We start from the raw sequence: 12,654 nt of genomic DNA on the forward strand, positions 1-12,654 counted from the left end.
TCCTTACAATATAAAAACAAGGAATTAATGATGGCAAAAAAAGAATTTGGTGTATTCCTGCCCATAGCTAAAGGTGGGTGGATTATTTCTAAAAATACACCACCACTGGATGCTTCTTATCAACAAAACCGTGAAGCCGCTATTCTGGCTGATCAAATCGGACTGGACTTCATTATGTCCATGAGCAAATGGCGTGGTTTCGGCGGTGAGACCGAACATTGGGGTTGTTCGCTGGAATCCGTCACGATGATGGCTGGCATTGCCGAAGTGACTCATCATGCCAAACTTATCGCGACCATGCATGCCGGGCTGCATAATCCTGCTGTGACAGCCAAGATGATTGCCACATTGGATCAGATTAGCCATGGACGCGCCGGGTTGAATATTGTCTCCGGTTCATTCAAAGACGAATTTGAACAAATGGGAGAATGGGATAGTGATTTAGATCACGATCAACGTTATGCAATGACTGACGAGTGGACCCAATTAATCAAACGGCTTTGGTGCGAAAAGCAAGTTGATCATCAAGGAGAGTTCTTTAATTTGAAGAATTGTGTTTCTGAACCTAAACCTGTTTCCGTTCCACGTCCTTATTTGGTTTGCGCCGGTCAATCCGAACGTGGGCTACGCTTTAGTGTACGTAATACTGATGTGTGTTTCATTGGCGGCAAGGATGAAGAAGAGACACAGCAAATAAGCCTAACGGCCAAACGTATTGCGGCAGAATACGGTACAACCACCAAGACCTTTTGTATGTGTACGATTATCTGCGCCGAAACAGATGAAAAAGCTGAAACTCTGGCTCAGTTCTATCGTGATGGACTGGATATCGGCGCAGTTAAAAGCATGATGCATAGTTTTGGCGTCGATGTTGGTGAAAAAAGCAATGCTATGGTTGAACGATCCCAAAATGCTTTTATGACCCACACGGCTATCGGCAACCCAGAAACTTGTCGCAGACAATTGTCAGATTTGCTGCGTGAATGCGATCTGGATGGAGTTATGTTGATCTTCCCTGATTATGTCGAAGGTCTCACGACTTTCGGCGCAAAAATCCTGCCACAACTTAGAGCCGAATTTGCTTAAACAATGATAAACAGATCAGCAAATAATATGGCTTATCTCCCTGGGAATGGGTTCACCCATATCGGCGATCTTACCATTCCCCGGATATTACAAATATCGCCTTTTTACCCCTGAACCCGCCGGTGCAATCCCGTTCCCCGTAACAACCTGATCCCCAGCCAACTACCACACGACGAAAGTAACAGGCTGCTGATGATTGGCAGTAAGAGCCACATTTGCCACTCTGGTTGCCATGGAAAATCAAACACTTTTGTCTGCAACAACCAAAGCGCAACTTCAGCACCTAATGCCGCAGTAAAACCCGCCATTAATCCAAGCAAAGCGAATTCACTCCAGAGAGTACGGCTCAGTAATGACTTACTGGCTCCCAAGGTACGGTAAACCACCAGCTCAAGTTGTCGTTGATGCATCCCTACCTGAACCTGTGCCAACAGGAGTAATGCGCCACATATCATAACCAGCCCAACCATAACCTCCAACGCCCTGCCTACCTGCTGCAAAATACCCTGAATTTGCTTAATCATTGCACCAGTATCAAGCAAGCTCAATGTTGGAAACTGGCGATTAAGGCGGGTTAGCAATCGACCATCCCCTTGATAATGGAAACTGGTCAACCAAGTTTGTTGCTGATTTTCCAATGCCCGTTTTGGGAAAATAAAGAAGAAATTCGGTCGAAAACTTTCCCAGTCTACCTGCCGGATGCTGCTTACTGTGGCGCTGAATTGCTGCGTATCGCCACTGAATGTCAGTTTATCGCCGATTTTGATTGCCAAACGTTCAGCAACTCCCTTCTCAATAGAAACTTCATCCTCTTTTGGTGGCCAATTTCCCTCTACCAAGGTATTAAATGGCGGCAATTCCTCTTTCCATGTCAGGTTCAATTCCCGTCGTACAGTGTTGCTGTCCGGTTCTCTGGCATCTGCCCAGGTTATCGCCGATTGCCCATTAATTTCCGTCAAACGGGCCAATACCACCGGATAGAATTCCGCCGGTTTAACCTGATACTGAGCCAACAAATTTTCTACCTGTGAAATTTGCTGCCCAGTCATATTAATCAGAAAATAGTTTGGGCTGTCCGCTGGCAGTTGTTGTTGCCAGCGATCAAGCAAATCTCCCCTGACTACCAACAACAAAGCAAATAACATAAATGATAAAGAGAAAGCCGCCAATTGAGTTACCGTCTGCAATGGCTGCCTCAGTAATCGGTTAACCGCCAGACGAAAACTGAGCTGGCGGAATTTCAGATGACGCAATAACCACAATCCTCCCCAACCGAGTACGGCTAGTGATACCGCAACAATCATCATGCCGGCAAGTAACGCCCATAGCATAGGTTTAGTTCCAGCCAGCAGACTGAGCCCGCTAATCACCACCAACGCCACCAATGGCAGGTAATAGCGCAACGGCCAGATGGGCGCGATAATATCATCACGCAGTACCCTTGATGGTTGGGTTGCCATTAACTGTTTGTACGGACGTATCCCCACCAGCAAAGCGATAACAGATAATGCCCCTAACGCCCATATCCACGGCCAGAATCCTGCTTGCGGCAACATCTTCGGCAACATAGGCGCCAAAATCTGCACCAGCAGGTATTCAAACATCAATCCAAGAAGCGTTCCCACTAGCGCTGCCGCACTCAATATCACCAGCCATTGACCAATCACCCATTTACGTAACGCCCAACGTCCCGCACCAAGTGTTTTAAGCACCGCAATCAAGTCATAGCGGCTACGGCAATAGTGAGTCATTGATACGGCTACCGCCGCGACAGCAAGTAATAACGTAAGCAAAGCCGATAACAACAAGAATTGCTGCGCCCTATCAATAGATTTTGCCAGCGCACCACTATCCTGCTTCAAGGTATACCAACGCTGATCGGCCTTAAGTAGGGGATCAATTAACTGTTGATATTGATAAACCGCTTCTTTATCACCAGAAAACATATAACGGTACGTCAAGCGGCTGCCAGGCTGAGTAGCGCCAGTGGATTGCACATCATCAAGATTGATCAAAATCCGCGGTGCAATCTGAAATGGATTGAAGCCACTGTCTGGTTCCTGAATTAATTCTCCACTCACCCTTAACGTGGTATCACCCACATCCAGATGATCGCCAACTTTAATTTTCAACAGTTCGAGCAAACGAGATGCTACCAGCACCGTGCCCTTTTCTGCTTTCAAACCCGGTGGATGGGTTTCCAGTTCACCATATAATGGATAGTAGCTGTCTGCAGCTTTGACACTGGCAAGTTGAGGAATATCCCCGGCATAAGTCATTGTGGAGAAAGAGAGCTGGCGGCTCAACTTTAGCCCAAGGTTTCCCGCCTGTTGTAACCACCCTTCATCTACCGGGTAAGAGGCACGCAGAACTAAATCACCCGCCAGAAAATCTCGGCTCTGGTAATGAACACTTTGATCAATACGATCACTGATCCTTCCCAATGCCAGCACACAAGCTACAGCCAGCGTCAGAGATAACCAGACAATCAATAAAGAAGGAGTGCGCCATTCGCGCCAAAACCAGCGCCAAATCATTTTTCTTCCCTCAATTTACCATCGACCAACCGCAAGCAACGTTGGCAGCGGGCCGCAAGCTGGCTGTCATGAGTGACCAGAATTAATGTTGTGGCGTAATCACGATTGAGAGAAAACAGTAAATCTGCAATACGATCTCCCGTTTGCCGATCCAGATTCCCGGTTGGTTCGTCAGCAAACAAAATTTTAGGTTGGCTACTGAATGCCCGCGCCAACGCCACCCGCTGTTGCTCACCACCAGAAAGTTGTGCCGGCATATGTTTCAAGCGCTTCCCCAATCCTAATTGCTCTAGTAATTCAACCGCCCGTTTCTTACTGCTATTTTCAGACTCACCACGTAATAGAGCCGGAAGCTGGACATTTTCCAATGCGTTTAACGTCGGAATTAACATAAATGACTGAAAAACAAAACCGACATTTTCAGCCCGCAATTGTGCCCTTTGTTCTTCATTCATTCGGCTTAAATTATGCCCCAGCAGCCGAACTTCGCCGTCACTGCCATCATCCAACCCAGCAATAATACCGAGCAACGTAGATTTACCCGAACCCGATTCGCCCACTAAAGCAATCGTCTGTGCAGGCTCGACAACCAACCCGACTCCCTGCAATATAGTGATTCTATGTTCCCCCTGACCAACGTGCTTACTGAGATGCTGAACTTCAAGAATATTCCCCGTTACCATTTACCCTTCCTTTTACTGGTGGTGCTATTCAGCGCCAGAACGACTGCCGCTGATACCCTTTTGATTCTGGGTGATAGCCTTAGCGCTGGTTACCATCTACCGGTTGAACAGTCATGGCCTGTTTTGATGGGCAAAAAGTGGCAGAAATCCGGCAATAATATCACTGTGATCAACGGTAGCATCAGCGGTAATACCGCAGCTCAGGGCCTTGAAAGGCTGCCCGAATTACTTAAACAACATAAACCCCGTTGGGTCCTGATAGAGCTTGGCGCCAATGATGGATTACGCGGTTTTCCTCCACAACAAACAGAACAGGATCTGCAACAGATCATCACTTTAGTGAAACAAGCCAATGTTCAACCTTTATTGATGCAGATCCGGCTGCCGCCAAACTATGGCCGCCGTTATACCGAATCTTTTGCCAAGATTTACCCCAAACTGGCAGAACACAATCAAATTCTCCTGCTCCCGTTTTACATGGAACAAGTCGCTATTAAACCAGAATGGGTACAACAGGATGGATTACATCCCAATCTGGCCGCTCAACCGTTTATCGCCGACTGGATATCTGACATATTATTAGTACACCTTAATCATTCTTAAGTAGTAAACCATCAATTTTTACAAATAGATGTCTATAAGCAGGTAAAGTTATGCAAAAGTCAGTTCTTATCACCGGCTGTTCCAGTGGGATTGGTCTGGTGGCGGCCAAAACACTCCATCAACGGGGCTACCGAGTATTAGCAGCCTGCCGGAAGCCCGAGGATTTACAACATATGCGCGAATTGGGGCTGGAACCTATCGCATTGGATCTTGACGATAAAATCAGTGTCGAACGTGCCGCTGCCGAAGTTATCCGATTAACCAATGGCCGCCTTTACGGACTGTTTAATAATGGCGGCTTTGGTATTTATGGCCCGTTAAATACCATCAGCCGTGAACAACTGGAACGCCAATTCTCTACCAATCTGTTTGGTACACATCAACTTACCTGTTTATTACTCCCGGCAATGCAGCTTCATGGTGAAGGCCGTATTATCCAAACCAGTTCAGTCATGGGACTGATTTCAACTCCAGGCCGCGGTGCTTATTCTGCCAGTAAATATGCTTTGGAAGCATGGTCAGACGCATTAAGAATGGAATTGGCAGGAACAGGAATTAAATCTTGTTTGATTGTACCCGGCCCAATAAAAACACGTTTTGCAGAAAATGTGAATCAAACTCAACGCGATAAACCCGTCGTAAATTCCAGGATCGCCCGCCATTTCACCCTGACACCCGAAGCCGTTGTGCGCAAACTGATTCATGCTTTGGAAAGTCCGAATCCTAAATTACGTTATCCAGTTACTTGGATAACCCATGCTGTCACTATTATGCGCCGGTTTTTGCCGGGAAGATTAATGGACAAAATACTGAGTAAACAGAGCGGTACAACTTGAAAGTTAGGAAAATAACCTCATCTGTTTAATATTACTCTGCGACAATCGAATTTAAGAGACTAATTATATGCTACCAACGACTTCTGGAATTAACGTTAACGAAAGTAACCTGCACCAAACTGTTGAACAGTCTATGACTGTACCTGTTTTATTTTATTTCTGGTCTGAACATAGCCCCCACTGTCAGGAATTGGGCGTCATTCTGGATAAACTGGCAGCAGAATATGCAGATCAATTTATATTGGCAAAAGTAGATTGTGATAAAGAGCAAATGGTCGCCGCACAGTTTGGCTTACGGGCCATTCCTACTGTTTATATGTTGCAACAAGGCCGGCCAGTAGATGGTTTTCAGGGGCCACAACCTGAAAACGCAATTAGAGAGATGCTTTCCCGCATATTACCCAAACCGGAAGAATTGAAAGCTGCTCAGGCAGAAGAACTTATCGCGGAAGGAAAACCGCTGGAAGCACTGCCTCTGTTGAAAGAAGCCTGGCACTTAGCCCCTAAAAATAGTGGAATTGCACTTATGTTGACCGAAGTGCAAATTATGCTCAATAATATAGAAGAAGCTCAGGAAATTCTGAATCTTATTCCATTACAGGATCAAGACTCTCATTATCATAGTTTACTGGCTCAAATTGAGTTACAAAAGCAAGCGGCGGATACACCGGAAATCCAGCAATTGCAACAAGAATTCGCCATGCAACCGGAAAATGCAGAACTGGCCGTTAAGCTCGCTCTGAAGCTGCACGAAGTCAACCGCAATGAAGAAGCTCTGGAATTATTACTGAGCTTCCTGAAAAAGGATCTTTCCGCTGCCAACGGTGCGGTACGGAAAACAATGATGGATATTATGTCTGCAATGGGAACCGGTAACGCTCTGGCTTCAAAATACCGTCGCCAGGTTTATTCGCTGCTTTACTGATTTTATTTAATTAAGGAATTGCTATGGACTTATTTGCTTTTGGCGCCGTCCCTATTCTGATATTTATCGCTGTAGTTATTGTATTTACTTGCGTAAAAACAGTGCCACAGGGTTATCAATGGACAGTAGAACGCTTCGGCCGTTATACCCGGACTTTATTACCGGGCCTGCATATTATTATCCCTTTTATCGATCGCATTGGTCGTAAAATTAACATGATGGAGCAAGTGCTGGATATTCCTTCACAAGAAGTGATTTCCCGCGACAACGCCAATGTGACTATTGATGCAGTCTGCTTTATTCAGGTTGTCGATCCCGTTCGGGCCGCCTATGAAGTCAGCAACCTTGAGCTGTCCATCATCAACCTGACTATGACGAACTTTCGTACCGTTCTGGGTTCAATGGAGCTGGACGAAATGCTGTCACAGCGTGATTCCATCAATAGCCGTCTATTGCATATTGTTGATGAAGCCACTAACCCGTGGGGCGTGAAAATTACCCGTATTGAAATCCGTGATGTGCGCCCACCGAAGGAACTGATTTCTGCCATGAACGCCCAGATGAAAGCAGAACGTACCAAACGTGCTGATATTCTGGAAGCGGAAGGTATCCGTCAGGCGGCGATTCTAAAAGCCGAAGGGGAAAAACAGTCTCAGATTCTGAAAGCGGAAGGGGAACGTCAATCCGCATTCCTTCAGGCAGAAGCGCGTGAGCGTGCTGCTGAAGCGGAAGCCCGTGCAACCAAAATGGTTTCTGACGCGATTTCTGACGGTAATATGCAAGCCATTAACTACTTTGTTGCTCAGAAATATACCGATGCGCTGACCAGCATTGGCGCCTCCGATAACAGCAAAGTGATTATGATGCCTCTGGAAGCCAGTAATCTGATGGGCGCTATTGGTGGTATTGCTGAACTGATTGGCGAAAGCAAAAAAGGTAAATAACCATGATTGCACAACTTGCGGCTCAAACAACCTGGCTTTGGTTCTCTTTCGGCGGTTTACTATTAATCGCAGAGCTTCTGGGAACCGGCGGCTATCTGTTATGGACCGGTATAGCCGCTCTCGTTGTTGCATTTATCACTTGGTTACTACCAGGAATTGGCTGGGAATTGCAAGGTATTCTGTTTGCAACGCTGACGCTGCTCTCTGCGGTGCTATGGCGCTACTGGTTACGTAGCCGCCCGTCAAAAGGCAGCGATACACTGAACCAGAAAGACCACCAGCTCATCGGTACCCAGGCTAAACTGACTGCGGATACCGAAAATGGTTACAGCCGGATCAAGCTTGCAGATGGAAGCTGGCGAGTTCACTGTGATAGAGAACTATCCGCCAATACCGAAGTAGAAGTCATTGCTGTTAATGGTATTACACTGAAAGTAAAACCCGTCGATTCTCAGTGATGAGAACAGCAACCAGACAAATGCTCTATGATGGGGCACGCCGCCCCGTCATCTCCTGGGCACTCTTCCGCCAAAGATAACAATTTACTTCTGATTTCCTGTAACTCTTTAATCGTCTTTTCTATCTCTGCCACTTTATGCAACGTCGCCGCTTTTACATCGGCACTGTGACGATTGGGATTTCGAAATAACACTAAAAACTCACGACACTCCTCAAGCGTAAAACCGACCTGTTTCGCCTGACGCAACAGCGTTAATTCATCAATATGTTTCTGCTGATAATAACGATAGCCATTATCCCCCCTTTCCGGCGGTGTGATCAGATCCTTTTCTTCATAAAACCGAATAGCTTTACTGGTCAGGCCGGTTCTTTGGGCAATTTCACTGATGTTCATTTTTTCCCCTTGACCTTACCCTTGCGGGAAGGTTTAACCTTCGCAACAAGTCAGAAATTCACTTGGACTGTGTAGATATCATCATCAATTATCATACCGATGTGAAGAATAATTATATCACTATGTGTTAGGAGGTTTTTTATGTCACATACCACTATTTTAACATTACAGGGGCTCTCCTGTATGCACTGTGTTAGCCGTGTGAAAAAAGCACTGGAAAATCGTGCCGATGTAGAGCAAACAGATATTACTGTTGATTATGCCAAAGTAACTGGCAAAGCCTCTCCTGAATCATTAATCGAAACGATTAAAGACGCGGGTTACGAAGCCACCATTGCCAGCCAGCCTGATGTCGAACTGGAACTTTCTGGCCTGAGTTGTATGCATTGCGCAGGTACTGCACGTAAAGCGCTGGAAGCCGTAGATGGCGTTATCGCCGCAGATGTGAATACTGAAACCGCTAAAGTTTACGGTAAAGCCGATACCGATACGTTGATTGCCGCCATTGAACAGGCGGGTTATTCCGCAAAACTGGCTGCCGGTCAAAACTTCCCAAAATCTAAGCCGCTGACAATACCTGCTTCAAACAGACCGGAACCTTTGGCAGCGGCAACCTCTTCTATTCCGGTCAAAAAAACTGATGTATTCCTGGTCAGTGACAGTGATGATAGTATTCAGTTGCTGTTAGATGGTATGACTTGCGCCAGCTGTGTGAACAAAGTTCAAAAAGCATTGCAAAGTGTCGATGGCGTGGAAAATGCCAGAGTGAACCTTGCTGAACGCAGCGCTTTGATTACCGGTAGCGCATCACCTGACGCACTGATTCAGGCAGTGGAAAAGGCAGGGTATGGTGCAGAACTGATCCAGGATGAAACTGAGCGTCGTGAGCGCCAGCAACAAGTTTCTGAAGCCAATATGCGCCGTTTCCGCTGGCAGTCGGCATTAGCTTTAGTCGTCGGTATTCCCGTAATGGTATGGGGCATGATGGGCGATAATATGGCGCTCACCCCAGAAAACCATAACATCTGGCTGACTATCGGGATTATCACACTTGCCGTGATGATTTTCGCCGGCGGTCATTTTTATCGCAACGCGTGGCAAAGCCTGAAAAATGGCAGTGCCACAATGGACACACTGGTGGCATTAGGAACAGGCGCCGCCTGGTTTTACTCCATCAGCGTCAACCTGTGGCCGGATATTTTTCCACCACAAGCCCGTCATCTTTATTACGAAGCCAGCGCCATGATTATCGGTTTGATAAACCTGGGACATGCTCTGGAACAACGTGCCCGCCAGCGCGCCTCAAAAGCACTGGAGCGCCTGCTGGATCTAACTCCACCGACCGCCCGAGTGGTAACAGAAGATGGTGAAAAAGAGATCCCTCTGGCCGATGTTAAACCAGGAATGACATTGCGTTTGACGACAGGTGATCGTGTTCCGGTTGATGGTGAAATCATTCAGGGTGAAGTCTGGCTAGATGAGGCAATGCTGACCGGTGAGCCGATTCCACAGCAGAAATCCAGAGGCGATAACGTTCACGCGGGTACAACTGTGCAGGATGGCGCCGTGCTGTTTACTGCCGCCGCAGTCGGCAGTCAGACGACATTAGCACGAATTATCAAACTGGTACGTCAGGCACAAAGCAGTAAACCCGAGATTGGTCAGTTAGCAGATAAAATTTCCTCCGTGTTTGTTCCGGTTGTTGTGGCGATTGCCATGATAGCAGGCGCCATCTGGTATTTCGTTGGTCCGGCGCCACAAATTATGTATTCATTGGTCATTATTACCACGGTGATGATTATTGCTTGTCCCTGTGCTCTTGGGCTGGCGACCCCTATGTCGATTATCTCGGGTGTTGGCCGCGCCGCAGAATTCGGGGTTCTGGTACGGGATGCCGATGCCCTGCAACAAGCCAGTACACTGGACACCCTTGTTTTTGATAAGACCGGTACGCTGACTGAAGGTATGCCACAAATTACTGATATCCATACTTTCAATGGATACAGTGAACAAAATGTATTGATTTGGGCAGGCGCACTGGAAAGTGGTTCTAACCATCCATTAGCCAAAGCAATTCTTGCCAAAGCCGAAGGACTGGAGTTACCGCAAGTTGAACAATTCCACACTTTGGCTGGATTGGGTATCAGTGGAGAAGTGAATGGCACAACTCTATTGCTAGGCAATCAGGCATTGCTGGAACAAAACCAAATTGATACACAGGAATTAAATCCCCTGATTGCTCAACAGGCAGAAAAAGGCATCACGCCGGTTATTCTGGCGACAGGGGGCAAAGCGGCGGCAGTGCTGTCAATTCGTGATCCATTGCGTGAAGACACCCTTAGCGCACTGAAACGATTACACCATCAGGGCTACCGTTTGGTGATGCTGACCGGAGATAACCCGGTGACTGCCAATGCAATTGCCAAAGAAGCGGGTATTGATCAGGTGATCGCAGGTGTACTACCAGATGGCAAGGCCGAAGTTATTCAAAAGCTTCAGGCGACAGGCCACAAGGTTGCTATGGTGGGGGATGGTATTAACGATGCACCCGCACTGGCACAAGCTGATGTTGGGATAGCAATGGGCGGCGGTAGTGATATCGCCATTGAAACCGCAGCAATAACATTGATGCGTCACAGTCTGCATGGTGTGGCTGATGCGGTTGAACTGTCCAAAGGAACTCTGCGCAATATGAAACAGAACCTGTTGGGCGCATTTATTTACAACACATTAGGGATTCCAATTGCCGCTGGCGTGCTCTATCCCTTTACCGGAACATTGTTAGATCCGGTAGTAGCAGGTGCAGCTATGGCGCTTTCTTCAATTACGGTGGTAAGTAACGCTAACCGATTACTGAGGTTTAAGCCTAAATTCTGAATCACCAGAGAAATGAGTCCGCTTGATGCTACTGGGGTGGATCGTAAAAATGCATATCCATGATCATGCCTTATACTTCCACCCCAACACATTCTCATACAGCAATGTCCATCCATGCCGCTGCATTAAATCACCACATCTCCGTCAATGTTCTCATTCAGATCGATAAAGATTATGGTCATTACTAAAGGGCTGGCAAAGGTAAGTGCCGCCATGAAGGAAAATATCCTTGTATACTGATAGTAGTAAAGAAACATTCAATAGAAATGAATAAAGATACAGCTGTAATATTAACCTGAAAATAGTTAGCCTAAAAAATAAATGCTGAACTGGAGTTCAAATGGGACGACTGATTAAATACCTTACCAATATGCTGGGGCTGAACTCATCCCGCCGTTATCCTTATCCAGCTTGTGATATTACACTAACAGGTAGCCGACATCTGCATCTGGTAGGCAGTATTCATATGGGTACGGAAAACATGTTTCCGCTTTCAGAAATATTAATGGAACAGCTTAATCAAGCCGACACATTAATCGTGGAAGCAGATATTACTCAGGCATATTTCCCATTTCATGATGACGAGTTTCAATCGTATTCCCGTATTGAACAACGTCTATCTTCTGAAATGTATCAAGATTTTCAGCGCTGCTGCCATGAAATCCGGCAACAGGAAGAATGGCTCAATTTATTACCCTCATGGCAAATCGCTTTAATTTTACAGGCTGAACAAGCGCAAAATCTTGGATTGTACCCTCACTATGGTATCGATTATCAGCTACTGAATGCAGCCAAAGCACGAGGGAAAACAATTATCGAACTGGAAGGTGCTAAATCACAGATTAAGTTACTCAATCAAATACCGAATAACGGCCTGCCACTACTGGAAGATACATTAGCCCATTGGTACGCCAATGCTCGTGCTTTACAAACGATGATAAGTTGGTGGATGGATTATCAGCCCAAGCAGCAGCAACATGCTTTACCAACAACTTTCAGTGAAGAAATATATCAACTGCTGATGACTGAACGTAATAAGCAATGGAATCAGCGCCTACGGGCATTACCTGCCGGCCGGTACTTGATCGCTGTCGGCGCTTTGCACTTATATGGTGAGGGTAATTTGCCTCAGATGTTGATGGAAGAGCAAAGTTAAAAAAAGGCCAATATTTCTATTGGCCAGTCAAAAGAGGAATAACCTATTATTTTCGTTATTCTTATTATTCGGAGTATTACCCATTTGTATACAGGCAACAGAGCCGAAACCAGAATATCAATTTCACAATTCTATTTCATCCGTTATCCTAGAT

At 46.3% G+C, this 12,654-nt stretch carries 11 protein-coding genes; 8 read left to right on the forward strand and 3 right to left on the reverse strand.

What is annotated here, in order from left to right; genetic code table 11:
- Nucleotides 1-30 precede the first annotated feature (30 nt).
- Nucleotides 31-1,086 (forward strand): LLM class flavin-dependent oxidoreductase, encoded by a 1,056-nt coding sequence (locus ABR397_RS09290; RefSeq protein WP_350305494.1) that lies wholly within the window; start codon nucleotides 31-33, stop codon nucleotides 1,084-1,086.
- Between the two features lie 104 nt (nucleotides 1,087-1,190).
- Here the strand turns inward: ABR397_RS09290 and ybbP are convergent, their stop codons facing one another.
- Both ybbP and ybbA read right to left on the reverse strand, forming a co-directional pair.
- The gene (gene ybbP, locus ABR397_RS09295) at nucleotides 1,191-3,623 is read right to left on the reverse strand and encodes a putative ABC transporter permease subunit YbbP (protein ID WP_350305495.1); all 2,433 of its coding nucleotides are present in this window, start codon (nucleotides 3,621-3,623) and stop codon (nucleotides 1,191-1,193) included.
- A complete protein-coding gene (gene ybbA / locus ABR397_RS09300; protein WP_350305496.1) occupies nucleotides 3,620-4,306 on the reverse strand; it encodes a putative ABC transporter ATP-binding protein YbbA in 687 nt (228 codons plus the stop codon). The genes ybbP and ybbA overlap by 4 nt, the downstream gene beginning before the upstream one ends.
- On the opposite strand from ybbA, the gene tesA reads away from it, so the two are divergent.
- The 5 genes from tesA (at nucleotide 4,277) to ABR397_RS09325 (ending at nucleotide 8,072) form a co-directional block, all read left to right on the forward strand.
- Nucleotides 4,277-4,909: a multifunctional acyl-CoA thioesterase I/protease I/lysophospholipase L1 gene (tesA, locus tag ABR397_RS09305; RefSeq protein WP_350305520.1), complete on the forward strand. Its 633-nt coding sequence runs from the start codon at nucleotides 4,277-4,279 to the stop codon at nucleotides 4,907-4,909. The two genes, ybbA and tesA, sit on opposite strands and share 30 nt — an antisense overlap.
- Nucleotides 4,910-4,959: 50 nt before the next feature.
- Nucleotides 4,960-5,745, forward strand: a complete 786-nt coding sequence (locus ABR397_RS09310) for an SDR family oxidoreductase (protein WP_021323825.1) — start codon at nucleotides 4,960-4,962, stop codon at nucleotides 5,743-5,745.
- 67 nt (nucleotides 5,746-5,812) lie between these two features.
- A complete protein-coding gene (locus ABR397_RS09315) occupies nucleotides 5,813-6,670 on the forward strand; it encodes a co-chaperone YbbN (protein ID WP_350305497.1) in 858 nt (285 codons plus the stop codon).
- Between the two features lie 23 nt (nucleotides 6,671-6,693).
- Nucleotides 6,694-7,614, forward strand: coding sequence for an SPFH domain-containing protein (locus tag ABR397_RS09320; protein WP_021323827.1), 921 nt, complete (start codon nucleotides 6,694-6,696; stop codon nucleotides 7,612-7,614).
- A 2-nt stretch (nucleotides 7,615-7,616) separates the two neighbouring features.
- Nucleotides 7,617-8,072, forward strand: coding sequence for an NfeD family protein (locus ABR397_RS09325; RefSeq protein WP_350305498.1), 456 nt, complete (start codon nucleotides 7,617-7,619; stop codon nucleotides 8,070-8,072).
- Here the strand turns inward: ABR397_RS09325 and cueR are convergent.
- Nucleotides 8,066-8,467 carry a Cu(I)-responsive transcriptional regulator gene (gene cueR / locus ABR397_RS09330; RefSeq protein WP_350305499.1) on the reverse strand — a complete coding sequence of 134 codons (402 nt, stop codon included), beginning with the start codon at nucleotides 8,465-8,467 and terminating at the stop codon, nucleotides 8,066-8,068. The two genes, ABR397_RS09325 and cueR, sit on opposite strands and share 7 nt — an antisense overlap.
- A gap of 141 nt (nucleotides 8,468-8,608) precedes the next feature.
- Here cueR and copA point away from each other — a divergent pair, with 141 nt between their 5' ends.
- Both copA and ABR397_RS09340 read left to right on the forward strand, forming a co-directional pair.
- Nucleotides 8,609-11,344, forward strand: coding sequence for a copper-exporting P-type ATPase CopA (gene copA / locus ABR397_RS09335; RefSeq protein WP_350305500.1), 2,736 nt, complete (start codon nucleotides 8,609-8,611; stop codon nucleotides 11,342-11,344).
- Between the two features lie 340 nt (nucleotides 11,345-11,684).
- Nucleotides 11,685-12,500, forward strand: a complete 816-nt coding sequence (locus ABR397_RS09340) for a TraB/GumN family protein (protein WP_350305501.1) — start codon at nucleotides 11,685-11,687, stop codon at nucleotides 12,498-12,500.
- Nucleotides 12,501-12,654 lie beyond the last annotated feature (154 nt).

The sequence above is a fragment of the Photorhabdus viridis genome (assembly GCF_040256935.1).
In the GTDB taxonomy this organism is placed as follows: domain Bacteria; phylum Pseudomonadota; class Gammaproteobacteria; order Enterobacterales; family Enterobacteriaceae; genus Photorhabdus; species Photorhabdus viridis.